24 protein-coding genes are annotated in these 23,426 nt (G+C 72.3%); 6 read left to right on the top strand and 18 right to left on the bottom strand.

Features of this window, described 5'->3' with window-relative positions; all coding sequences use genetic code 11:
• Positions 1–96: 96 nt before the first annotated feature.
• The 4 genes from GGE06_RS15035 to GGE06_RS15050 all read right to left on the bottom strand — a co-directional run bounded on the left by GGE06_RS15035 (position 97) and on the right by GGE06_RS15050 (position 4,076).
• Complete coding sequence (locus GGE06_RS15035) at positions 97–966, bottom strand: alpha/beta hydrolase (RefSeq protein ID WP_116160199.1); 870 nt, start codon at positions 964–966, stop codon at positions 97–99.
• 98 nt (positions 967–1,064) lie between these two features.
• Complete coding sequence (kynU, locus tag GGE06_RS15040) at positions 1,065–2,261, bottom strand: kynureninase (RefSeq protein WP_116160198.1); 1,197 nt, start codon at positions 2,259–2,261, stop codon at positions 1,065–1,067.
• Complete coding sequence (locus tag GGE06_RS15045) at positions 2,254–3,105, bottom strand: tryptophan 2,3-dioxygenase family protein (protein ID WP_116160197.1); 852 nt, start codon at positions 3,103–3,105, stop codon at positions 2,254–2,256. Before GGE06_RS15045 ends, kynU begins: the two co-directional genes overlap by 8 nt.
• Before the next feature lie 119 nt (positions 3,106–3,224).
• Positions 3,225–4,076, bottom strand: a complete 852-nt coding sequence (locus tag GGE06_RS15050; RefSeq protein ID WP_312883144.1) for a DUF3152 domain-containing protein — start codon at positions 4,074–4,076, stop codon at positions 3,225–3,227.
• Between the two features lie 93 nt (positions 4,077–4,169).
• On the opposite strand from GGE06_RS15050, the gene GGE06_RS15055 reads away from it, so the two are divergent.
• Positions 4,170–4,586: a DUF3151 domain-containing protein gene (locus GGE06_RS15055; RefSeq protein ID WP_116160195.1), complete on the top strand. Its 417-nt coding sequence runs from the start codon at positions 4,170–4,172 to the stop codon at positions 4,584–4,586.
• Positions 4,587–4,637: 51 nt separating this feature from the next.
• Here the strand turns inward: GGE06_RS15055 and GGE06_RS15060 are convergent, their stop codons facing one another.
• The 10 genes from GGE06_RS15060 to GGE06_RS15105 form a co-directional block, all read right to left on the bottom strand.
• Positions 4,638–6,110 (bottom strand): MFS transporter, encoded by a 1,473-nt coding sequence (locus GGE06_RS15060; protein ID WP_184931057.1) that lies wholly within the window; start codon positions 6,108–6,110, stop codon positions 4,638–4,640.
• 417 nt (positions 6,111–6,527) lie between these two features.
• Complete coding sequence (locus GGE06_RS15065; RefSeq protein WP_116160193.1) at positions 6,528–7,688, bottom strand: MalY/PatB family protein; 1,161 nt, start codon at positions 7,686–7,688, stop codon at positions 6,528–6,530.
• Positions 7,689–7,759: 71 nt separating this feature from the next.
• Positions 7,760–8,782 (bottom strand): class II fructose-bisphosphate aldolase, encoded by a 1,023-nt coding sequence (gene fbaA / locus GGE06_RS15070; protein ID WP_116160192.1) that lies wholly within the window; start codon positions 8,780–8,782, stop codon positions 7,760–7,762.
• Positions 8,783–9,024: 242 nt separating this feature from the next.
• Positions 9,025–9,564, bottom strand: a complete 540-nt coding sequence (gene pyrE / locus GGE06_RS15075) for an orotate phosphoribosyltransferase (RefSeq protein WP_116160191.1) — start codon at positions 9,562–9,564, stop codon at positions 9,025–9,027.
• A 10-nt stretch (positions 9,565–9,574) separates the two neighbouring features.
• Positions 9,575–10,360 (bottom strand): aldose epimerase family protein, encoded by a 786-nt coding sequence (locus tag GGE06_RS15080; RefSeq protein ID WP_184931229.1) that lies wholly within the window; start codon positions 10,358–10,360, stop codon positions 9,575–9,577.
• A 35-nt stretch (positions 10,361–10,395) separates the two neighbouring features.
• A complete protein-coding gene (locus tag GGE06_RS15085; RefSeq protein WP_116160189.1) occupies positions 10,396–11,214 on the bottom strand; it encodes an SRPBCC family protein in 819 nt (272 codons plus the stop codon).
• A gap of 59 nt (positions 11,215–11,273) precedes the next feature.
• On the bottom strand, positions 11,274–12,992 hold the full coding sequence (locus tag GGE06_RS15090; RefSeq protein ID WP_246532572.1) for a spermidine synthase: 1,719 nt from the start codon (positions 12,990–12,992) through the stop codon (positions 11,274–11,276).
• A 75-nt stretch (positions 12,993–13,067) separates the two neighbouring features.
• Positions 13,068–13,586, bottom strand: a complete 519-nt coding sequence (locus GGE06_RS15095) for a DUF2617 family protein (RefSeq protein ID WP_116160188.1) — start codon at positions 13,584–13,586, stop codon at positions 13,068–13,070.
• Between the two features lie 218 nt (positions 13,587–13,804).
• Positions 13,805–14,032, bottom strand: coding sequence for a hypothetical protein (locus tag GGE06_RS15100; RefSeq protein ID WP_147321086.1), 228 nt, complete (start codon positions 14,030–14,032; stop codon positions 13,805–13,807).
• A 52-nt stretch (positions 14,033–14,084) separates the two neighbouring features.
• Complete coding sequence (locus tag GGE06_RS15105; RefSeq protein ID WP_184931058.1) at positions 14,085–14,267, bottom strand: hypothetical protein; 183 nt, start codon at positions 14,265–14,267, stop codon at positions 14,085–14,087.
• 190 nt (positions 14,268–14,457) lie between these two features.
• Between GGE06_RS15105 and GGE06_RS15110 the strand changes: the two genes are divergently transcribed.
• Positions 14,458–15,636 carry a pyridoxal phosphate-dependent aminotransferase gene (locus tag GGE06_RS15110; protein ID WP_116160185.1) on the top strand — a complete coding sequence of 393 codons (1,179 nt, stop codon included), beginning with the start codon at positions 14,458–14,460 and terminating at the stop codon, positions 15,634–15,636.
• 215 nt (positions 15,637–15,851) lie between these two features.
• Positions 15,852–16,958, top strand: coding sequence for a glycosyltransferase family 39 protein (locus tag GGE06_RS15115; protein WP_246532603.1), 1,107 nt, complete (start codon positions 15,852–15,854; stop codon positions 16,956–16,958).
• A 12-nt stretch (positions 16,959–16,970) separates the two neighbouring features.
• Here the strand turns inward: GGE06_RS15115 and GGE06_RS15120 are convergent, their stop codons facing one another.
• Complete coding sequence (locus GGE06_RS15120) at positions 16,971–17,510, bottom strand: type III secretion system chaperone family protein (protein ID WP_181924591.1); 540 nt, start codon at positions 17,508–17,510, stop codon at positions 16,971–16,973.
• 116 nt (positions 17,511–17,626) lie between these two features.
• Here GGE06_RS15120 and GGE06_RS15125 point away from each other — a divergent pair, with 116 nt between their 5' ends.
• The gene (locus tag GGE06_RS15125; RefSeq protein WP_116160182.1) at positions 17,627–18,055 is read left to right on the top strand and encodes a hypothetical protein; all 429 of its coding nucleotides are present in this window, start codon (positions 17,627–17,629) and stop codon (positions 18,053–18,055) included.
• Here GGE06_RS15125 and clpB read toward each other — a convergent pair.
• Positions 18,045–20,639: an ATP-dependent chaperone ClpB gene (gene clpB, locus GGE06_RS15130; protein WP_184931059.1), complete on the bottom strand. Its 2,595-nt coding sequence runs from the start codon at positions 20,637–20,639 to the stop codon at positions 18,045–18,047. The two genes, GGE06_RS15125 and clpB, sit on opposite strands and share 11 nt — an antisense overlap.
• Positions 20,640–20,761: 122 nt before the next feature.
• Between clpB and GGE06_RS15135 the strand changes: the two genes are divergently transcribed.
• Positions 20,762–21,166, top strand: coding sequence for a pyridoxamine 5'-phosphate oxidase family protein (locus GGE06_RS15135; protein ID WP_116160180.1), 405 nt, complete (start codon positions 20,762–20,764; stop codon positions 21,164–21,166).
• Positions 21,167–21,275: 109 nt separating this feature from the next.
• Here the strand turns inward: GGE06_RS15135 and GGE06_RS15140 are convergent, their stop codons facing one another.
• The gene (locus tag GGE06_RS15140; protein ID WP_116160179.1) at positions 21,276–21,596 is read right to left on the bottom strand and encodes a Rieske (2Fe-2S) protein; all 321 of its coding nucleotides are present in this window, start codon (positions 21,594–21,596) and stop codon (positions 21,276–21,278) included.
• A 319-nt stretch (positions 21,597–21,915) separates the two neighbouring features.
• Between GGE06_RS15140 and GGE06_RS15145 the strand changes: the two genes are divergently transcribed.
• Entirely contained in the window at positions 21,916–22,920 is a 1,005-nt protein-coding gene (locus GGE06_RS15145) for a helix-turn-helix transcriptional regulator (RefSeq protein WP_181924590.1), read from the top strand.
• Positions 22,921–22,979: 59 nt separating this feature from the next.
• Here GGE06_RS15145 and GGE06_RS15150 read toward each other — a convergent pair whose 3' ends face one another.
• Entirely contained in the window at positions 22,980–23,423 is a 444-nt protein-coding gene (locus GGE06_RS15150; protein ID WP_116160178.1) for a heat shock protein transcriptional repressor HspR, read from the bottom strand.
• Between the last annotated feature and the right edge of the window lie 3 nt (positions 23,424–23,426).

The raw sequence follows: 23,426 nt of genomic DNA on the forward strand, positions 1-23,426 counted from the left end.
GGAGTGCCGTGCCCGATGAGACTCGCGATCAGTTCGAAGGGTTGTACGGAAATCCCGGGGAATCCGATGTTCCGGTTCTGCCGTTCACTCCGCCGCTCACCAGGCCAGCTGGGCGATCTCCTCCGCCACCACCGCGCACGCGTCCGCCGCCGGGTCGATCAGCGGGAAGTGGCCGATGCCCTCCAGGAGCGTCAGGCCGACCTCCTCGCCCGCCTTCGACGCCGCCTCCGCGTAGGCCTCCGCCACCGCGTACGGCACGACGATGTCCTCGCGGCCCTGGACGACCGTGGTCGCGATGCCGGTCGGAAGGAGGACGGACGGGTCCGTCGCGGCCGCGCGCGCCGCGTACTCCGCCTCGCCGCCCAGGAGTTCCGTGACCGCGCCGCCGCACACCCCGAGCTCCACCGCCCGCCCGAAGTGGGAGATCGGGGCGAGCGCCACGACCCCGCGCAGCTCCGGCGGGTCCGGCAGGCGCCACGGGGAGCCGGCGGGCAGGACGTGCCGGGCGGCGGCCCACAGCGCGAGGTGGCCGCCCGCCGAATGGCCGGTGAGGACGGTCCGCCGCGGGTCGGCCTGTGGAAGGTGCGCGGAGACCAGCTCCGGTACGGCGTCGAGCGCCGCCGCCACGTCGTCGAAGGTCTCCGGCCAGCGCCCGGCGACCGGGGACGTACCGCCCTGGTGGGGGAGGCCGGGCCCGCGCCGGTACTCGACGCTGGCCACGGCGAAGCCCCGGCGGGCCAGGAAGTCCACGAACGGGGTCAGATGCTGCCGGTCGTACGGTGCCCGCCAGGCGCCGCCGTGCAGGGCGACGACGAGCGGGGCCCGGGTGCGGCCGTCACGCGGCGCGTAGAAGTCGACCACCTGGTCCGGGTGGTCGCCGTACGCGGCGGTGGCGTCCGGGGCGACGGCCGGGTGCGAGAAGGCCGACGCCTCTTCGGCGGCATCGCGCGCGGCGGGGTCCGGCATGCTGTTCCAACCTCTCGGGTACGCGGCCGAATTGGCCTGACCTGCGGGGACGGTACCAGCACCGGAACCCCCGCAGATCAGGCGATCATCCGACGAGATCAGGCCTGCCGAAGAACCTCCGCGAGGGTCCTCGCCGCCCGCTCCGCGTCCGCGAAGCCCACGTACAGCGGCGTGAAGCCGAACCGCAGGATGTCCGGACGGCGCAGGTCCCCGACGACCCCGCGCTTGATCAGCTCCGCCATGACGGCGGGCGCGTCCGCGCAGCGCAGGGCCACCTGGCTGCCGCGCTCGCCATGCGCCCCGGGGGTCACGGAGGTGACGCGGCCCTCGGGGACGTACGCCTCGACACACTCCAGGAAGAAGTCCGTCAGCGCGAGCGACTTGGCGCGCACGTCCTCGACCGCGACCCCGTCCCAGACGTCGAGGGCCGCTTCGAGCGCCAGCATGGACAGGATGTCGGGCGTGCCGACCCGGCCCCGGAGCGCACCGGACGCCGCCTCGTAGCCGGGGGTCATGCCGAACGGGTCGGCGTGCGAGTTCCAGCCGGGCAGCGGCGAGTCGAAGGCGGCCTGGTGCCGCTCGGCGACGTACAGGTACGCGGGCGAACCGGGGCCGCCGTTCAGGTACTTGTAGGTGCAGCCGACGGCCAGGTCGACCCCGTGCTCGTCCAGGCCGACGGGCAGGGCGCCCGCGCTGTGGCACAGGTCCCAGACGGCGAGCGCGCCCGCCGCGTGGAGCGCGGCGGTGAGCCCGGGCAGGTCCTGGAGGCGGCCCGTGCGGTAGTCGACGTGGTTGACGAGCGCGAGGGCCGTCCGGTCGCTCACCGCGGCCGCCATGCCGGCCGGATCGCAGGCCACGACGGTGTGACCCGTCATCCGCGCCGCGGACTGCGCGATGTACCCGTCCGTGGGAAAGGTCGTCGCGTCGACGAGGATCTCGTCCCGATCGTCACCGTTCAGCCGGGCGGCCGCGACGACCGCCTTGAAGACGTTCACGCTGGTCGAGTCGCCGACCACGATCTGCCCGGGGGCGGCGCCGACGATCGGGGCTATCCGGTCGCCGATCCGCTCCGGCGCGGTCCACCAGCCGGACTCGTCCCAGGAGCGGATGCGGAGCTCGCCCCACTCGCGGGCGATGACGTCGGCCATGCGGGCCGGGACGTGCGCGGGAAGGGCGCCCAGCGAGTTGCCGTCGAGGTAGACGGTCTCCTCGTCCAGGGCGAACTTCGCGCGGTGACCGGCCAGTCCGTCGGCGGCGTCGAGCCGCGCGGCCTTCTCCTCGTACGACTCAGACATGGCTGCGGGCCGTCCAGAGCTCGGGGAACACGTTCTTCTGGGCCCGCTTCTCCAGCCAGGCCACCCCGGCGGAGCCGCCGGTGCCGGTCTTCGCGCCCATCGCGCGCCGGGTCGCCACCAGGTGGTCGTTGCGCCAGCGCCAGATCAGTTCGGCGACGTCGCTGAGGGCCTCGCCGAGCCGGACGAGCTCGCCGTTCTGGTCGGCGTCCGCATAGATCCCGGCCCAGACCGCCTCGACCTCGGGCGAGGGCTCGTACCGCTGCGCCAGGTCGCGGCCGAGGACCTCCTGCGGTACGGGCAGGCCGCGCCGGGCGAGGAACGCGAGGACCTCGTCGTACAGGCTCGGCTCCTGGAGCGCCTTCTCCAGCTCGGCGTGGACGCGGGGCGCGCCCCGGTGCGGGACCAGCATGGACGCGGACTTCTCGCCGAGCAGGAACTCCATCCGCCGGTACATCGCCGACTGGAACCCGGAGCCCTCGCCGAGCGCCGCCCGGTAGGCGTTGAACTGGCCGGGGGTGAGCTGGGCGAGCGGACGCCAGGAGTGGTTGAGCGCCTCCAGTTCGCGCACGGAGCGCTTGAGCGCGTCCATCGCCACGGGGACCCGGTCCTCGCGCAGGGCGCGGCTGGCGGTCTCCCACTCGTGGACGATCACCGTGAACCACAGCTCCATGACCTGGGTGGTGACCAGGAAGACCATCTCGCCGGGGTCGTCCGAGCGCAGGTGCTGGAGGTGGGTGAGGACGTCCGCCTGGACGTAGTCCTCGTACGGCGTCGTGCCCGCGAAGTCGAGGTTCGGGTCGTCGACGACCGAGCCGGCTCCGGAGGCATCGGGAAAGGCTGACATTTCTGTCTCCTCGATACGTGCTACCGGGTAGCGGTCCGCTCCACCGCGTGCGCGCTGCCGCGCCGCGGGAGCTCCGGTCCCCTCGGGAGGCGTGCTTCTTCGCGCGCGTCCCAAGCGCATCATGACACGATCGGGCCCGTGATGTAGCTCCCCTCTTCGTCATACGGAAAAGCGTTCGACCGGCAGCCGTTCAGGCCCTTGATCTGCTGCATCATCGCGGGCGCGAGCCTGCCCGGACCCGGGCAGTCCATGTGCGAACGGATGCCGATCTCGTGCCCGACCTCGTGGTTGATGATCAGGTGCCGGTACTCGGCCGGCGCCCCCGCGAAGGTCGGCGAGCCGAGCATCCACCGCTTGAGGTTCACCACGACCCCGTCGGCCGTCTCGCAGTTCAGCTCGCCGTGGGTGCGCAGGCCCTGCCGGGCGCAGAGCGCGTCGGCGGTGTCCGGGGTGGCGATCCGTATGACGAAGTCGGCGTTCTCCGAGACCAGCTGGAAACGGCCCCTGCCGTGCGCGGCCCAGCTGCGCGGATGGGCCAGGATCCGCTGGATCTCGGCGGCCGTCTCGCGTGCCGAGAGGTCGACGCCGTCCTCGACCTGGACCTGGTAGCGGCGCAGGACGCCGCTGTGGCCGACGGGCTCGCCGGAGGCGCGGGCGGTGGTGAAGGTGCCGGCACCGGACTGCGGGACGGTGGTCTTCTTCCGCGGGGGCTCGGGGCTCGGCTTCTTCTTGGGAGCCGGCTTCGGCGGCGGCTTCGGCTTCGGTGACGGCGTCCGGGTCCGCGTCGGCGTCGGTTCCGCCGTCGTCGGCCGGGGACCCAGGGCGGCCGCCGTCCCCTCCCCGGCCTTGCCCTCCAGGTGCGCGAGCGTGGCTCCGGCGCCGAGCGAGACCGTCACCAGAGCGAGGACCGGCAGGACGAAACGGGTCCCCGACCTGCGTTTCTTCTGTAACCCCCGCCGTCCTGCGCGCACGGCACGTTTCCCCACGACAGACTCCCCCCTGGGTTCTGCGATTCCGGGGATCGTACCCGCCGTCCGTTCGCCGCCGGGTGGCAGACTGCGCGCATGGACATTCACCAGAACCTGCTGAGCGGGCCGAACCCGACCTACCTGCCGGAGAACGAGGAGGCGAACCGCCTGCTCGCCGAGGCGAAGCCGGCCGTCGAGGTCGCCGCCGCGCACCCCACCTTCTCCCTGGCCTGGGCCCTGCTCGCCGACGAGGCCTGGGAGGCGGGCCGCGTGGTCGAGTCGTACGCCTACGCCCGCACCGGGTACCACCGGGGTCTCGACGCGCTGCGCCGCGCGGGCTGGAAGGGCCACGGCCCCATCCCCTGGGAGCACGAGGCCAACCGCGGCTTCCTGCGCTGCCTGGCCGCGCTCGCCCGCGCCGCCGGGGCGATCGGTGAGCAGGAGGAGGCCGAGCGCTGCGGACAGTTCCTGAAGGACAGCAGCGCGGAGGCGTACGCCGAGCTGTCGAAGTAACGACGAACGGCGCCGCGGGGCCCCGCGGCCCCGGGCCCCCGGGCCCGCAGGTCAGGGCCCCTCGGCCCGAGGGGCCGCGTCCCGCTCCCCCGGGTCCAGGGGCGGGGCCTGCACCCCGCAGTGGACCTTGCACTCCGGGTGGCAGTCGGCCGCCGCGGCCGGGGTCCTCATCGTCGTCCAGGCGATGGCGGCGCCCACCACCAGGATCCCCGCGCACATCGGCATCGCCCGCCGGAACGTCGACGCGAACTCGTCCGCCGAGCGGTACGCCTCCGGGCCCATCCCGGCGAGCAGCGGCAGCGCGGCCACCGCGATCAGACCGGCCGCACGGGCGGCCGCGTTGTTGACGCCGCTCGCGAGGCCCGCCCGGGAGACGTCCACCGAGGCCAGGACGGTCGCGGTCAGCGGGGCGACCAGGGCCGTCATGCCGAGCCCGAGGACGAGCATCGCCGGCAGCACGTCCCGTACGTACGAGGCGTCCTCCCCGACCCGCAGCATCAGCAGCATCCCCACGGCGCACAGCAGCGGCCCCACCGTGAGCGGGATCCGGGGCCCGATCTTCTCCCCCAGCTCCCCGGACCTCGCCGAGAGCAGCAGCATGAGCACGGTCGTCGGCAGCAGGGCCATGCCGGCGCCGAGCGCCGAGTAGCCGGCGACCACCTGGAGCTGGAGGGCCGCCAGGAAGAAGAAGCCGCCGAACGCCGCGTACACGCACAGGGTGACCAGGTTGACCGCGGTGAACATCTTCGACCGGAAGATCGACGGCGGCACCATCGCCTGCTCCCCGCGCCGCCGCTCCACCAGCACGAACCCGGCCCCGACCATCACGCCGGCGACCCCGGCCCACCAGGTGGCGGCGATCAGCGCGTACGTGACGAGTGCGAGCGCCGCCGCGCCCAGGAACGCGCCGAGCACGTCGAAGCGGCCGTGCGCGGTCTCGTCCCGCGACTCCGGGACGTGCCGCAGGGCGACCGGCACGCAGACGGCGGCGAGCGGCACGTTCAGCAGGAAGACCCACCGCCAGCCGGGCCCGTCCACCAGCCAGCCGCCCACGAACGGCCCGATCGCCGCGCCGACACCGCCGAAGCCCGACCAGAGCCCGACGGCCCGCGCCCGGTCGTCCGGGTGGAAGCTCGCCTGGATCAGCGCGAGGGAGCCGGGCGTGAGCAGCGCCCCGCCGACGCCCTGGAGGGCGCGGGCGGCGATCAGCACCCCGGCGTTCGGGGCGAGCCCGCAGAGCAGCGAGGCCGCCGCGAACCAGGCCACGCCGATCACGAAGACCCGGCGCCGTCCGTACCGGTCGCCGAGCGAGCCGCCGAGCAGGATCAGCCCGGCCAGGGTCAGCATGTAGGCGTTGACCGTCCACTGCAGGGCGCCGAGGTCGGCGCCCAGGTCCTCGCCGATGTGCGGCAGGGCGATGTTGACGACGGTCGAGTCGAGCAGCGCCATCCCGGACCCGAGGACGGTCGTGAACAGAACCCACCGGCCGGTCCCCGAGGCCATCCGCACGTCCCGCACGTCCATGCCTGCCATGGTCCCGCGAACGCCGAGGCCCCGCCCACCGGAATCCGAGGAAACGGTGGACGGGGCCGTGGTGGCAGACGGGTCGACGGGTGAAGTCGAGGTACTTCCACGCACCGTGGACCGTGGTGTTCACGTGGTCGCCGGACGAGCCGTCCACGTACGCCGTGCGGACCCGGGCACGGACACCGGCCGCTCCGTCGCCGTCGAACGCGATGTACGCCGTGCCGCCGCCGTTCAGCGTGACGTAGTCCTCGGCGGCGGAGCGCCAGGCGCCGTCGTCAGACCGGCCCGCGTGTCCACGGTGGACCCGACGTGGGCCCTGCCGGAGCGCGTGTCACCGGCGAAGTCCGCGGTCACCCAGGTGTCGCGGGTCATGCGCAGGGTCATCGACAGCTCGCCTCCCGGTATCGGAGCCCGTCAGGTACGGCGCAGCCGGTCCGCCGCGCGGACGAGCGCGTCCACGCCCCGCTCGGCCTTGCTCCGGGGGCAGCCCACGTTCAGCCGGACGAAGCCCGGCGTGCCGTACACCCCGCCCGGCATGACCGCGACCTTCTCCGTCGTCACCAGCTCCTCCTGGAGCCTGCTGTCCTCGATGCCGAGCGGCCGCAGGTCGATCCAGGCCAGGTAGCCGGCCTGCGGGGGCGTCCAGTCGACCTCCGGAAGTCCTTCCGCGAGGCGCTTCCGGATCATGCCCATCGTGCCCGCCACATAGCCGCGCAGCTCGTCCAGCCAGTCCGCGCCCCGCCGGTACGCCGCTATGTGAGCGGTCAGGGAGAGCACCGCGGGCGATCCGAGTCCCTCGCCCGTCTCCATGCGCCGGACGAAGGCCTCGCGCTCGTCGGGGTCGCCGACCACGCCGTACGAGCCGGAGAGGGCCGGAAAATTGAAGGCCTTCGTACCGGAGGTGACCAGAGCCCAGCGCCGGCCCCGCCCCGGCTCGGCGATCCGGGTCCAGGGGACGTGCCGGTGGCCCTCGCTCGTCAGGTCGGCGTGGATCTCGTCGCTGACGACGGCCGCGCCGTGCCGCTCGGCCAGCTCGGCGAAGACCGTGAGTTCCTCCTCCGTCCACACCCGGCCGGTCGGGTTGTGCGGGGAGCAGAGCAGCAGCATCCGGCTGTCCGGCCGGGCCAGCTCCCGCTCCAGGGCCTCCGGGTCGCCGACCGGGACGCCCCGCAGCTCGCGCCCGAGCCCGGTGACGACCTTGCGGAAGCCGTCGTACGTGGGGGTGTGGACGACCACGCCGTCGCCGGGTTCCGTCCACATCTGGAGGAGCTGCGAGAGCTGGGAGAGCACGGAGGGCGCGTACACCAGGGTCTCGGGGTCGATCTCGGCGCCGTGCCGGCTCGCGTACCAGTGGCGGATCGCCTCCCGGAATTCCCCGAGCCGCCAGTCCGTGTAGCCGAAGACTCCGTGGTCGACGCGCTCGTGCAGGGCCGCGAGGACCGCCGGCGGGGAGGCGAAGTCCATGTCGGAGACGGTGAAGGGCAGCAGGTCGGGGACGCCGAAGCGGTCCGCGGCACCGTCCCACTGGACCGACGAGGTCCCGCGCCGGTCTGTCTCCCGGTCGAAGTCGTACATCAGGCCCTCCCGTCGACGGGCGCACGACGGGCCCGGTACCTCAGGAGGTACCGGGCCCGTCGCCCACACGCTTACTTCAGCTTCGTGCCGGTCGAGCGCAGCGCGGCGCACGCCTCGGTCACGCGGACGGCCATGCCGGCCTCGGCCAGCTTGCCCCAGGTGCGCGGGTCGTAGGTGGACTTCTTGCCGACCTCGCCGTCGACCTTCAGGACACCGTCGTAGTTGCGGAACATGTGGTCCGCGACCGGGCGGGTGAAGGCGTACTGGGTGTCGGTGTCGAGGTTCATCTTCACGACGCCGTTCTCCAGCGCGGTGGCGATCTCCTCGGCCGTCGAGCCCGAGCCGCCGTGGAAGACGAAGTCGAACGGGTCGGCCTTGCCGAACTTCGCGGCGACACCCGCCTGGAGGTCCTTGAGGAGCTCGGGGCGGAGCACGACGTTGCCCGGCTTGTAGACGCCGTGCACGTTGCCGAAGGACGCGGCGAGCAGGTAGCGGCCCTTCTCGCCCAGGCCGAGGGCCTCGGCGGTGCGGATGGCGTCGTCGACGGTGGTGTACAGCTCGTCGTTGATCTCGTGGGTGACGCCGTCCTCCTCGCCGCCGGTCGGGGTGATCTCGACCTCAAGGATGATCTTGGCGGCGGCGGCCTTCGCGAGCAGCTCCTGGCCGATGGCCAGGTTGTCGGCGAGGGTCTCGGCGGAGCCGTCCCACATGTGCGACTGGAACAGCGGGTTCTCACCACGGGCGACGCGCTCGGCGGAGACGTCGAGCAGCGGACGGACGTAGCCGTCCAGCTTGTCCTTCGGGCAGTGGTCGGTGTGGAGGGCGACCGTGATGTCGTACTTCGCGGCGACGATGTGCGCGAACTCGGCCAGGGCAACGGCGCCCGTGACCATGTCCTTGTTGTACTGACCGCCCAGGAACTCGGCACCGCCGGTCGAGATCTGGATGATGCCGTCGCTCTCGGCCTCCGCGAAGCCGCGCAGCGCCGCGTGCAGGGTCTGGGACGAGGTCACGTTGATGGCCGGGTAGGCGAACTTGCCTGCCTTCGCCCGGTCGAGCATCTCGTTGTAGACCTCGGGGGTTGCGATGGGCATTCGTCCGCTCCTTGTGATGTGCGGGGTGTGTGCGTTGCTGTCCCTGACCTAGGGGCGACGTCATCGTCGCGGCCCATCTTTCCAGACTCTTGTGCGGGCTCCCACGGGCGTGACATGCCGAGGGGCGGGGTGTTTCACGTGAAACACCCCGCCCCTCGATAAAACACCAGGTCAGGACCGTTCTGTACGGGGTCCAGGACCTAAGTCACGACTTCGCGGCGGTTACGCCGGACCTCCGGCGGTCACGCCAGGTCGAGGTCGGCCAGCTGGTAACCGGTGAGGTACTGCAGGCCCGCCTCGGCGATGGCGCCGGCGGCACCGCGGTCCACGATCGTCGCCACGGCGACGACCTCGCCGCCCGCCTCGCGGACGGCCTCGACCGCGGTCAGCGGCGAGCCGCCGGTGGTCGAGGTGTCCTCGACGACGAGGCAGCGACGGCCCTTCACGTCCGTGCCCTCGATACGGCGCTGCATGCCGTGCGCCTTCTGCGCCTTGCGCACGACGAAGGCGTCGAGGCGCTGTCCGCGCGCGGCGGAGGCGTGCAGCATCGAGGTCGCGACCGGGTCGGCGCCCAGGGTGAGGCCGCCGACGCAGTCGAAGTCCAGGTCGGCCGTGAGGTCGAGCATGACCTGACCGACCATCGGCGCGGCCTCGCCGTCCAGCGTGATGCGACGCAGGTCGATGTAGTAGTCGGCTTCCAGACCCGAGGAGAGGGTCACCTTGCCGTGCACCACGGCCTTGTCCTTGATCTGCTGGAGCAGCTCAGCGCGTACGTCAGTCATGCCCCTGAGCTTAAAGCCGCCGCCAGGTCCAGACGCTCTCGACCTCCAGGGGGTCGATCGGGGTGACCAGGCGCGGGAGGGTGTTGAGGCCGTTCGGCGGGCCGGACTGCGGCTCGACGCAGACGGCCTCCTCCTGCTCGTCGTAGATCACGACCCACTCGGCGCGGCTCGCGACCTTCAGCTCCAGCTCCTCCGGCCAGGTGAGGGTGACGTCGACGCCGTCGGGCATGCCGAAGCAGTCGTCCCAGGGGCCGGGGAGGGGATCGATGCGGCGGCCGGTGGGGAGGTGGTCCTCCCCGCGCTCCTCCTGCCAGGCGGGCGTGAAGTCGATCCGTACGTCCTGACCGTCCCGGCCCAGGTTGCGCAGGAACCAGGGGTGCCATCCGGCCTGTGCCGGGAAGGAGTCGTCGTAGGCCTCGACGCCGAAGCGGAGGGTGAGGGAGTCCTCGGCCAGCTCGAAGATCTGCGTGACCCTGCCCGGGTACGGCCAGGGGTCGCCGAGCTCGCAGGTGAAGACGGCCTCGGTCTCCGAGGTCCTGGCGGTCTTCCAGGCGCGGTCGCGGACGGTGCCGTGGATGGCGTGCGGGGCGGCGTTGACCGGCAGCTGGTGCGTGGTGGCGCCGTTGCGGAAGCGGCCGTTCTCGGTCCGCCCGCACCAGGGCACCATCGGGAAGCTTCCGAAGCGCTCGCCCTGGCGCAGCAGCTCGGTGCCGCCGATGCGCAGGCTCTCGATCCGGCAGCCGTGGTCGGGGTTGATGGTCAACTCGGCGTCGCCCGCCGTCAGTCGCGTCTGCATGCTCACGTCCTGACCCTAGCCCCGATGAGATCGTTTCAGCGGCGGCGGCGCAGGGCCCGGCTGACGACGACGGCCGAGGCGAGCGCGAGGGCCGCGGCGGGCGCGATCCAGCGCAGGGTGGCGCCGGCGCTCGTCGTCTCGGGTGCGGGGACGGGGGCGTACCGGCCGCGCGGCGGGGCGTGGTCGACCTCCTCGGCGCTCCGCCCGATCATGGTCCGGCGGGCGTGGGCGGCCTCGGCGGCGGGCTGCGGGGCGGGGAAGTCGATGGGGGTGTCGGCGAAGCCCTCGTCGAGGAGCGGGTCGAGGGAGGAGGGCGGCAGGGGCGCGTCGAAGGCGGCGCTCCGGGCGGACGGCTCCTCCACCCCGTCGTCGACGCCGTCGTCGTCGGTGGCCTCCTCGGAGGCCTCCTCCGGAGCCGCGTCCGGCTCCTCCGAGAGCGCGGTCAGGGCCTGCACGAACTTGTCGAGGAGCTTGGCGCCGGCCGTGGAGCGCGCCTCGTCCGTCGCGTCGGCGAGCCGGCCGGCGGCCGTGAGGGCGCCGGTGAAGCTGAGGCTGGTCCCCTCGGCCACCGGAGTGAGGACGACGGTCAGGGACAGCTCGGCGGAGCCCTTGCCCCGGGCCTCGGTGCCCTCCCCCTCATAGGTGATGGCGCCGTCCCGCTCGACGACCCTGAGGGAGCCCCGGTAGGTGATGGTGTTGCCGCCGACCCGCACCTTGAGGCGGCCCGTGAGGGGGCCCGCCTCCGCGTCGGCGTCGCGCTGGAGGCCGGGCACGCAGCGCACCACGCGGGCCGGGTCCGTGAGCGTCGCGCGCAGGGACTCGGCCGGGACGGGAACGAACACCTCATGCTCCATGGAAGCCGAGCCTACTCAGGCGGGGGCGCGGCGTCGCCTGTTTGCGCCCGGCAGACGGGTCAGGCGCCGTACCGGGGGTGCACCAGGGTCGAGGGCGGGGGGTCGTCGGCGCCGCGGGTCCGTTCGGCGCGGCGCGCCGCGGCCTCCAGGGTCCCGGTGGTGAGCGAGCGCAGCCGGGGCGCGTCGGGGGCGAGGCCGAGGGCGGGCGGCCGGCCGCCCCGTACGGCGAGGAGGAAGCCCCAGTCCCCCGGGCCCCGCCCCGTACCGCTGGCGCGGTCGGCGCGGTCGGGTCCGGCGGCGAAGCCGGGGGTGCGGCCGGACGCGCTGTACGGGCGGGTCGCGAAGCCAGCGGCGCGCAGGGTGGCGTCGACGGTCCAGTAGGTGCGGGGCCGGTCGGTGGCCGATCCGGCGTGCACGGCGAACCGTCCGGTGGCGGTCAGCACGCGGGCCACGAGGCCGTAGAACTCCTCCGAGTAGAGCTTGGTGCTGGGGGTGATCCCGGGGTCGGGCAGATCGGAGATCACCACGTCGTACCGTTCCTGCAGACGATCGGCGGCGCCCCTCAGCCAGTTGAAGGCGTCCGCGTAGACCACGTGGACGCGCGGGTCGCGGAAGGCCTGTGCGTTGAGCGCGGCGAGCGCCGGGTCCGTACGGGCGAGGCGGACGACCCCCGGGTCGAGTTCGACGACGGTGACGGAGCGGACCCCGGCGTAGCGCAGGGCCTCGCGGGCGGCCATCCCGTCGCCGCCGCCGACGATCAGGACGCGGGCGTGCGCGCCGTCCATCGCGGGGTGGACGAGCGCCTCGTGGTAGCGGTACTCGTCGCGGCCGGCGACCCGCAGGCGTCCGTCGAGGAACAGGTCGGGCGGCTCCGCGAGGCCCCCGGTCACCACGACCTCCTGGAGGTCGGTGCGGACGGCGACCCGCACCCGCTCCCCGTACACGGCGCGGCGCGCGGCCTGTTCGAAGTCGTCGACGAGGACGGTCGCGGTGGCGAGGACGGTCAGGACGCACAGGTTCACGGCGACGAGCAGGGCCCGGGAGCGGCGGGTGAGGTCGCGGCGGAAGACCCAGAGGACGAGGCCGCCGCCCGCGACCGCGTTGACCGCGCCGGTGACGAGCGCGCCGGTGAGCTGGCCGAGCCAGGGCAGCAGCAGGAAGGGGAAGGCGAGGCCGCCGACGAGCGCGCCGACGTAGTCGGCGGCGAAGAGGTCGGCCACCGTCCCGGCGGCGTCGTCCTGCTCGCCGAGCGAGGCCTGCCGTCCGGCCCGGCGCGTCCCGGAGCACGCCTCTCCCGGGGAAGCGCGCCCGGGAGTTCGCCCCGCGCCCTGTATGAGCGACATCAGGAGGGGGATCTCGGCGCCGATGAGCACGCCGATGGCGAGCGAGAACGCCACGAGCACGTACCGCGATTCGCCGAGCCAGGCGAAGGCCGCGTACAGCACCATCGCCGAGCAGCCGCCGATCAGCGCGAGCCCGGCCTCGAGCAGGCCGAAGCCGACCGCGGCGCGGCAGCGCAGCCCCTTGGCGAGGAGCGAGCCGACGCCCATCGCGAAGACCATCACGGAGAGCACGACGGAGGCCTGGGTGACCGAGTCGCCGATCAAGTACGAGGCGAGGGCGACCAGTTCGAGCTCGTAGACCAGGCCGCAGGCGGCGCAGACGAACACGACCACGAGGACCGGGAACCGCACCGCCTCGCGCGGCGGCCGCACGGACCGCCGCGGGGGCGGCCGGCGCACCCTCGTGGGTGGCATGGTCACGGTCGGCTCGATCATGCCCGTAACGCTACGTCACGACTGTCGCACCCCATGTCACCCACACGAGTGCACATGGGGCTCCGGGAGGGCGCATCAGAGCGTTGCGGGCATACGTGCGCCGATACGGGTCCTGGTCACCACCAACTGCCCTTCCTGCGGGTAGGCGTGCCAGGTGCGCCAGCGCACCTGGCCCTCGTGGCGCTGGGCCAGCATCGCCGTGAAGGCGTGCGGGGAGCCGGGAAAGGTCCCCGCGAGTCCGTTGGGGTGGTCGGCGACGAGCGCGAGCAACTCCTGCGCGCGGCCCGCGAAGGCGCCCGGCGTGAGCGTCTCGACGCGCGCCCCGAACTCGTACTCCCATGCGCCGACGCGCTTGGAGACGCCGAGCGGGAGCGGGGTGCTGCTGCCCGGCATGCAGGCCACGGTCTCCGAGCAGTGGCGCCCCTCCTCGTCCAGGAGGACCTGGTGGGAGGCGCCGAGCAGCCTCAACTGGAGCTTGGCGCCGGAGAGTTCGAGATCGAGCACGGCGAGCGCGGGCAGCGGCTCGCGCCCGAGGGCCCAGGCCAGGTCTGCCGCACGCGTATCGGTGTAGGAGGTCTTCAGGGTGGTGAGCATGGGTCGGCTCCGCAAACACGGTTTGACGGGTGGGCCGGGGGCGCCCCGGAGAAGGATTTCCACGGGAGTGGGGAATCGCCGGCTCGGGTCCACACACGGTCCGAGGGCTGTCTCTGTCAGGAGCGAGAGAACCACGGACCCCGGGCGACTCGCAGCGTTTTTACCCAACTTGCCGTGTTTTCCAACCCCTTCGGGGACCCAGCAGTTCACTTGTTCAATCAGCTGCCGCCACCACAGCCACCACCGCAGCCGGACCCGCAGCCGCCGCCCGACCCGCAGGAGCTTCCGCCGCCGCAGCCGCCACCACCGCCCCCGTCGGCCCAGCTGCCGCCCCTGCCGCCACCCCTGCGCCCGCCCCGCCGCTTCTTGCCGCCGGCGGCCTTCCGGCTGCCGGAGAACAGGCCTATCACGACCAGCGCGAAGACGATGAAGATCACGAATTCCATGAGTACTGCCCCCGTTCTTCTGTGCGAGGGGGATGCCCGGTCCGACACCCCGTCAAAGCCGAATTGAGCGAGTCCAGAGCTTCAGCTGCACGAGGAGCCGGAGCACGAGGACGAGGAGCAGGAGGAGCTCGAACAGGACGAGCTCGAACACGACGAGGCGGAACAGGAGAACGACGGGGACGAGGAGCACGAGGAGGACGACGAGGAAGAGGACGGGGACGACGACCCGGCCCACCAGCTGTCACCACCACGGCTCACGTGCTTCGCCCCGCCCGTCCCCCTCATCCCGCTCACGACGAGCCACACCCCGAGCGCGAGCACGGCCGCGATCCCGAGGATGAAGAATGCGATGTCCATGCCAGGGCGATCCCCGCTCCGGCGACCCGTCAAAGCGCACTTGAGCAAGTCCAGAGCTTGGCCCCAGGATGGCCGTCATGACACGACCGCTGCTCAATCGCCGCCTCGCCGAGTTCGGGACGACGATCTTCGCCGAGATGTCCGCGCTCGCCGCCAGGACCGGGTCGATCAACCTCGGTCAGGGCTTCCCCGACACCGACGGCCCGGAGGAGATCCGGGAGGCCGCGGTCCGCGCGCTGCGGGACGGCCGCGGCAACCAGTACCCGCCCGGCCCCGGCGTCCCCGAGCTGCGGTCGGCGATCGCCGACCACCAGCGGGAGCGCTACGGCCTCGCGTACGACCCCGACACCGAGGTCCTCGTCACGGCCGGCGCCACCGAGGCGATCGCGGCGGCCCTCCTCGCCCTCGTCGAGCCGGGCGACGAGGTGATCGCCCTGGAGCCGTACTACGACTCGTACGCGGCGTGCATCGCGATGGCCGGCGGCACCCGCGTCCCCGTCACCCTCCGCCCCCACGAGGGCGCCTACGTCCTCGACCTCGACGAGCTGCGGGCCGCCGTCACCGACCGGACCCGGCTGATCCTGCTCAACACCCCGCACAACCCCACCGGCACGGTCCTCACCCGGGCCGAACTGACCGCCGTCGCCGAACTGGCGGCCGAGCGGGACCTCCTCGTCGTCACCGACGAGGTGTACGAGCACCTGGTCTTCGACGGGGCCGAGCACCTGCCGATCGCGAGCCTCCCCGGCATGCGGGAGCGCACGGTCACCATCGGTTCGAGCGGGAAGACGTTCTCGTTCACCGGCTGGAAGGTCGGCTGGATCACCGCGAGCCCCGAGCTGACCTCCGCCGTCCGCTCGGCCAAGCAGTTCCTCACGTACGTCTCCTCGGGGCCCTTCCAGTACGCGATCGCCGAGGCCCTGCGCCTCCCGGCCGCCTACTTCGACGGCCTCCGCGCCGACCTGAGCGCCAAGCGGGACCTGCTGAGCGAGGGCCTCGCGCAGGCCGGCTTCGAGGTCTACCGCCCGGCCGGCACCTACTTCGTCACCACCGACATCCGCCCCCTCGGCGCCACCGACGGCTTCGACTTCTGCCGCTCCCTGCCGGAGCGCGCCGGCGTCGTCGCCATCCCCAACGCCGTCTTCTACGACCACCGCGAGGCCGGCGCGCCCTTCGTCCGCTTCGCCTTCTGCAAGAAGACCGAGGTCCTGGAGGAGGCCGTCTCGCGCCTGAAGCGGCTGGCCTGAGACGCGGGCGGCCGTTCGGCCGGGTGGGGGGTGGGCGCCCCCGCCCGCGCGCGCCCTCCGGGAGCCGGGACGATCGTCGGGTAGACCGATTTACCGGGTAATGATCGGTTTCCCGCGCCCGGAGGTGCACCCTGTCCGCCGAGACCCTCGACCGCACGGCACCCCCGGCCGCGGTCCGCAGCGGGCCCCGTGACCGCCCGCGGTTCCGGGGCCCGCTGCGCCGGGCGGCGCCCGCGCTCGGTCTCTTCGCCGCCGCCCGGCTCACCGGTCTGCTCGTCCTCGCCCTGTGGGCCCTGCACACCGGCCGCTCGCCCCGGGCGCTCCTCGCGAGCTCCTGGGACTCCCGGTGGTACGCCGGGATCGCCGCGCACGGGTACGGGCGCGTCCTCCACGGCGCCCACGGCATGGTCCTGAACGACCTGGCCTTCTTCCCGCTCTACCCGGCGCTCGTCCGGGCCGTCACCACCGTGCTGCCCGTCGCCGGGGGCACCGCCGGGCTGCTGCTCTCCTGGCTCGCCGCCGGGGCCGCCGCCTGGGGCGTCTACCTCGTCGCGGAGCGGCTGCGCGGCCGCCGGACCGCCACCGTGCTCGTCCTCCTCTGGGGCCTGCTGCCGCACTCGATCGTGCTGACCATGGCGTACACCGAACCGGTGATGACCGCGTTCGCCGCCTTCGCGCTGTACGCGCTGCTCACCCGCCGCTGGCTCTCGGCGGCCGCCCTCGCGGGCCTCGCCGGGCTGACCCGGCCGAACGGGGTCGCGGTCGCCGCCGCCGTCGTGGCCGCCGCGGTCTGCGAGCTGTGGCGGACCCGCGGCCGGTCCGGGCCGCGGGTGTGGGCGGCGGGCCTGCTCGCACCGGCGGGCTGGGGCTCGTACGTGCTCTGGGTGGGCGTCCGGCGCGGCGACCCGCTCGGCGGCTACTTCGCCGTGCAGGCCGGCTGGACGTCCCGGTTCGACTTCGGGAAGGGCGCGCTCGTCTTCGTACGGGACATGCTGGGCGGCCCCACCCAGTTCGGCTTCGTGATGGCGCTGCTCATCACCGGCGCGGGCGTGCTGCTCTTCGCGCTCGCGGTGTGGACGGAGCGGCTGCCGCCGCCCGTGCTCGTGTACACGGCGGTGCTCGTGCTCATCGCCGTCGGCGGCTCGGGCTTCTTCGAGTCGAAGCCGCGTTTCCTGCTGCCGGCCTTCCCGCTGCTGCTGCCGCTCGCGGCGGCGCTGACGAAAGCCCGGCCGAGGGCCGCGGTCCTGGTGGTCGCGGCCCTGGCCGGGCTCTCGTACTGCTACGGGGCCTACGCCCTGACGCTCGCGCGCATGGCGATCTGATCCCGGAGGGGCTCAGGCCTCGTCGTCGTCGCCGGAGGCCTTCTCCTCGGGGGCCTCCAGGCCGAACTGCTCGACGATCCACTTGTCGAACTCGATGGAGGCGCGGACCCAGCTGACCGTGGAGGACACGAAGTGCTCCAGGGCGACGCCGGTGCCGATCAGCATCTGCGCCTCGCCGATGAGGCGGAGGGTGGCGGAGCCGTCCTCCTCCTCGTGCAGGTGCGTGTACACCTTGGGCCACAGGGTGCGGCGGTTCCAGTCGTCGATCGCGTCGAGAACCTTCGCGCGGTCGTCGGCCGAGTGCGGGCGGTCGTAGAACGTCCGCACCGAGAAGACCTGCTGCTCGCCCTCGCCGCGGAACATGAAGTACGTGCGGAACTCCTCCCACGGCGCCGCGAGGTCACCCTCGTCGTCGACGACGTACTTGAGTTCCATCTGCTCGAGGAGCTGCTTGACGAGGTCCTGGTCGGGGACGACGGGGCCCGCCGGTCCTGCGGCCTGAGGCTGGGGCTGGCCCCCGAAATTCGGAATCGAGGACGGGTCGATGCTCACCGTGTATTTCCCTTCGTACGGATGCTCGCCATCCTCCCCCATGCCGGGCGGTACGTGGCAACCCCGCCGGGCCGGAAGCGGCAAGATCCGCTGCCAGCTGACATGATCTCTGGCCCATGGGGGACACGAAGAAGAAATCCCGGTGGTGGATCTGGCTCGCCGTGGGGCTCGTGGCGCTCTGCGGCCTGCCCGTCGCGGTGCTGGTCTGGGGCGCCTACTCGTTCAGCGAGGCCGGGAAGCCGCAGCCGGTGGACTGCGCCGAGGCGATGACGTTCGCCCACGGCAGGCTTCCGGCGGGCGCCGAGGACGCCCGGTGCACCGAGGCGCACTGGCAGGACTCGTACGTCACGGTGGACTTCCGGATGCCGCGCGCCGGCGTCGCCGACTGGCTGAGAACCACCTACCCGACCGGCAGGCGGCCGGTGTCCTGCGACGGGGACCTGTGCCTGGACGCGGACTACGACCAGGCGCTCTACGTGAACGTGAAGGTGGTGTACGAGGACGGCGGCACCGCCCTCGTCCACCTCAGCTCCTTCAACGTGTAGCCGCGCCCACGATCAGCCCGTCCTCGAAGCGGTCCACGCGGACCGTGTCGCCGTCGACGACCTCGCCCGCCAGGATCTCCTTGGCGAGCCGGTCGCCGATCGCCGTCTGGATCAGGCGGCGCAGCGGCCGTGCGCCGTACGCGGGGTCGTTGCCCTCCTCGGCGAGCCACTCCAGGGCCTCCGGGGTGACGTCCAGGGTGAGGCGCCGCTCGGCGAGGCGCCGCGCGAGGCGGCCGATCTGGAGCTGCGCGATCCGGCCCAGCTCGGTCCGGTCGAGCGCCGAGAAGACGACCAGGTCGTCGAGCCGGTTGAGGAACTCGGGCTTGAAGCTCGCCCGCACGACCTCCAGGACCTGCTGCTTCTTCACGTCCTCCGAGGTCAGAGGCTCGACCAGGAACTGGCTGCCCAGGTTGGAGGTGAGGATCAGGATGGTGTTGCGGAAGTCCACCGTCCGGCCCTGTCCGTCGGTCAGGCGTCCGTCGTCCAGGACCTGGAGCAGGACGTCGAAGACCTCCGGGTGCGCCTTCTCCACCTCGTCGAGCAGGACCACGCTGTACGGGCGGCGGCGGACCGCCTCCGTGAGCTGGCCGCCCTCCTCGTAGCCGACGTAGCCGGGGGGCGCGCCGACCAGGCGGGCGACGGAGTGCTTCTCGCCGTACTCCGACATGTCGATGCGGATCATGGCCCGCTCGTCGTCGAAGAGGAAGTCCGCGAGCGCCTTCGCCAGCTCGGTCTTGCCGACGCCGGTCGGGCCGAGGAAGAGGAAGGAGCCGGTGGGCCGGTCGGGGTCGGCGATCCCGGCGCGGGTGCGGCGCACCGCGTCGGAGACGGCCTGCACGGCCTCGGACTGGCCGATCAGCCGCTTGCCGAGCTCCTCCTCCATGCGGAGCAGCTTCTGCGTCTCGCCCTCCAGGAGGCGGCCGGCGGGGATGCCGGTCCAGGAGCCGACGACGTCCGCGATGTCGTCGGGACCGACCTCGTCCTTGACCATGGCGTCCTTCGCGGCCTCCTGCTGGGCCTCCGCCTCGGTGGCGGCCTCCAGCTCGCGCTCCAGGCCCGGGATCTCCCCGTACAGCAGCTTGGAGGCGGTGTCGAAGTCGCCGTCGCGCTGGGCGCGCTCGGCGCGGCCACGGGTCTCGTCGAGGCGTTCCTTCAGCTCGCCGACCCGGTTGAGGGACTGCTTCTCCTTCTCCCAGCGGGCGGTGAGGCCGCGGAGCTCCTCCTCGCGGTCGGCGAGGTCGCGCCGCAGCTTCTCCAGGCGCTGCTTGCTCGCCGCGTCCGTCTCGTTCTTGAGGGCCAGCTCCTCCATGCGGAGCCGGTCCACGGAGCGCTGGAGCTCGTCGATCTCGACGGGCGAGGAGTCGATCTCCATGCGGAGCCGGGAGGCGGCCTCGTCGACGAGGTCGATGGCCTTGTCGGGGAGGAAGCGGGAGGTGATGTACCGGTCGGAGAGCGTCGCGGCGGCCACCAGGGCGGAGTCGTTGATCTGCACCTTGTGGTGGGCCTCGTACCGGCCCTTGAGGCCGCGGAGGATCGCGATGGTGTCCTCGACGGTCGGCTCGGCGACCAGGACCTGCTGGAAGCGGCGCTCCAGGGCGGGGTCCTTCTCGATCCGCTCGCGGTACTCGTCGAGGGTGGTCGCGCCGACCATGCGGAGCTCGCCGCGGGCCAGCATCGGCTTGAGCATGTTGCCCGCGTCCATGGCGGAGTCGCCGCCGGCGCCCGCGCCGACGACCGTGTGCAGCTCGTCGATGAAGGTGATGATCTGGCCGTCGCTCTCCTTGATCTCGGAGAGGACGGTCTTCAGGCGCTCCTCGAACTCGCCGCGGTACTTCGCGCCGGCGACCATCGCGCCGAGGTCGAGCGAGACGAGCCGCTTGTTCTTCAGGGACTCGGGGACGTCGCCCTTCACGATCCGCTGGGCGAGGCCCTCGACGACGGCGGTCTTGCCGACACCGGGCTCGCCGATGAGGACCGGGTTGTTCTTGGTGCGGCGGGAGAGCACCTGGACGACGCGGCGGATCTCGTGGTCGCGGCCGATGACCGGGTCCAGCTTGCCCTCGCGCGCGGCGGCGGTGAAGTCCGTGCCGAACTTCTCCAGCGCCTTGTACTGCCCCTCCGGGTCGGGTGTGGTCACCCGGCGTCCTCCCCTGCTCGTCTCGAAGGCGTCGAGCAGCTTCTTCGCGCTCGCGCCCTGGTCGTCGAGGATCTCACCGGCCCGGCCGCCCTTGGCCGCGATGCCGATGAGCAGGTGCTCGGTCGAGAGGAAGTCGTCGCCGAGCTCCTTGGCGCGCTTGTCGGCGTCGGCGAGGACGGCGAGGAAGTCGCGGTTGGGCTGCGGGGGCGCGACCGTGGACCCCGTGATGCTCGCCAGACCGGCGAGGAGGCGCTCCGCGCCGGCGCGCACGACCGCCTGGTCGGCGCCGGCGGCGGCGAGCAGGTCGGTGATGTTCTCGTTGTCCTGACCGGTCAGCAGCGCGAGCAGCAGATGGGCGGGGGTCAGGTCCGCGTGTCCGTCGGACACGGCGCGGCTGCTCGCCGCATTGATCGCGTCCCGGCTCCGGTTGGTCAGTTCGGCGTCCACGTGCGGTGCTCCTCCTGGGTTCTCGTGGGTCCTCTCCTTCTATGACTTCTCCAGGGTACACAAAGTTGAGTCGAAGCGGCTCAACGTTTCGGAGGGAGCTCGACCCCGGGTAGTTTCCGGGCATGGCCACAGACCCCAGGAACCCCTCCGACTCGTACCTGAGCTTCTGGCGCGAGTACCACATGTGCACCCTGACCACCCCGCGCCCGGACGGCACGCCGCACGTCGTCGCGGTCGGCGTCACGTACGACCCCGAGGGCGGGTACGCGCGCGTGATCACCAACAAGAACAGCCGGAAGGTCGCCAACGTCCTGGCGGCGGGCGCGGACGGCGCGCGGGTCGCGGTCTGCCAGGTCGACAAGGGGCGCTGGGCCACCCTGGAGGGCGTCGCCCACATCCGCACGGAGGCCGAGACGGTCGCGGACGCCGTCGACCGCTACGCCGAGCGCTACGGCCGCACGCCGTCGCCGAACCCGGACCGGGTCGTCATCGAGATCGCCCTCACCCGGGCGATGGGCCGCGCCTGACCCGCACGGGAGAAACGAAAAGCACAGCGGCGCCATCGCGTTTCAGGTCCGCGATGGCGCCGCTGTGTGGGGGAAGTGCCGGAGCGATCTACAACGACGGGGGAATCGCTCAGGCACTGCGGGGGGTGGCGGTGATGGCCTCTGCTTCGATCAGCTGGTGGTCGCGCTGATCGAGGTTGACGAAGATCATGCCGTACCGGATGGCACAGCGGATGGGCTGCGGAGCGCCTCGGGGACGGCGCAGACAGCGGTACGCACGGACGTCTTCGTCCTGTTCGCGGGCGACGACGATCGGCTCTCCGAAGAGGGTGACCTTCAGCGAGTCGCCACGGTGGGGGATTGCCGTGGCGAGATCGACGAAGTGCCAGCCGGAGCGGTAGGCCGAAGCCATCTCCCGGCGGAACCTGGGGTCGTCCGGTGGGACGCTCACGCGCCCGTGCCCTTGGGAGCGATCTCCCAGGAGGGCTCGTACGGATTCGCGAGTACGACGTCCGCAGGAGTGCCCTCCCACGAGGGTTCACCCGGTCCCGCCACGCTGTGCGGCGGGGGTGTCTCCCATGAGGGTTCACCGTTCGCGGCGACTACGCCGAGAGCAGCCGCCGCAACGGCTATGGCGCTGAGTGCACGAACCATCCTGGTCATGGCCGATCTCCACCTCTTTTGATCACTACCTCCCCCCCGCGAGTAAGACGATGGCTCACACACGCCCCCTTTCACCAGCCAACCCGGGCATCATGTTCCTGTAATTCATGACCCTGAGGGGGGTGCAAATGAGGCGAGAATGCGATCAATCCGGTCATAAGCACAGTCACGGTGAACTATGCGACGTGGGTAAGGAGCTCTACGCGAGTGCGCTTCGCACCGGTCGAATAGCCCGCGCCGACGCCGACGCCGCCCCCTGTCTGAGGGAACTGGCCCTCCTGCACCCAGACCCGGACGACAGCCAGTGGCTGCACCCGGTGCCGCCGTCGATCGCCCTCAACCAGCTCGTCCACCCCATCGAGCAGGAGATACAGGTCCGCAGGCAGCACGCCATCGCCCTGGCCGATGCTTTCGAGCCGTTCATGGCCATCCACACACAGGACCCGTCCGGCGCCCAGGCGATCACGGTCCTCGAAGGCCTCAGCGCCATCAATGCCGCGCTGGACCGCGTCATCAACGAGTGCACCGAAGAACTCCTCACCATCCAGCCCGGCAGCGGGCGGCGCCCCGAGACGCTCGAAGCCGCCTTGCGCCGCATGGAGCCGCTGCTCGACCGAGGCGTCCGGATGCGCACGCTCTACCAGCACACGGCCCGGCACCACCCCGCCACCCTCGCCTACGTCGAGCGGGTCGCCCCCTACGGGCTCGAACTGCGCACCCTCGAAGAGATCATCGACCGACTGATCATCGTCGACCGCAAGGTCGCTTTCGTGCCGGCGCGCAGCGACCGCCAGGTCGCCCTCGAACTCCGCCACGAAGGCCTCGTCCAGTACCTCGTCGGCGTCTTCGACCAGTTCTGGCTCCACGGCGTGCCCTGGGAGGACGAGATCCCGTACAGCCCGTCCGTGGACGGCATCGGCGGCGTCCAGCGCTCCATCGCCAAGCTCCTCGTCGAGGGGCACGTCGACGAGGCCATCGCCCGCCGGCTCGGGATGAACGTGCGGACCTGCCGGGCGCACATCGCCAAGCTCGCCGCCGCCCTCGGCAGCGGGAGCCGCGCGCAGCTCGGCTATCTGATCGCCCAGTCCGGCATCCTCGAACGGGACAGCTGAACGGCAGAGGCCCCTTCACCGGTGGTGAAGGAGCCTCTGGCGTGACAGGGGAGGAAGGACTACTCGCCGCGCTTCGGGCGCCACACCACGAGGGCGCTCGCCTGCTGCACGTCGGTGTACGGCACCAGGTCCCGGCGGTACGAGGCGTGCACCTGGGCCTCGCGCTGGCGCATCGTCGCCGCCGCGCCCTCGACCGCCGCCGACAGCTCGGCCACCCGGGCCTGGAGCGCCGCGACCTGGTTCTCCAGTTCGATGATCCGCTTGATTCCGGCCAGGTTGATGCCCTCGTCCTGCGACAGCGCCTGCACCTGACGGAGCAGCTCGATGTCACGGGCCGAGTAGCGGCGGCCCCGTCCGGCCGTGCGGTCCGGAGAGACGAGCCCGAGGCGGTCGTACTGGCGCAGGGTCTGCGGATGCAGACCGGAGAGCTGGGCCGCCACCGAGATGACGTACACCGGCGACTCGTCGGTCAGTTCGAATGGATTGCGTCTGCGTCCTTCCACGGG

The organism is Streptomyces nymphaeiformis (assembly GCF_014203895.1).
In the GTDB taxonomy this organism is placed as follows: domain Bacteria; phylum Actinomycetota; class Actinomycetes; order Streptomycetales; family Streptomycetaceae; genus Streptomyces; species Streptomyces nymphaeiformis.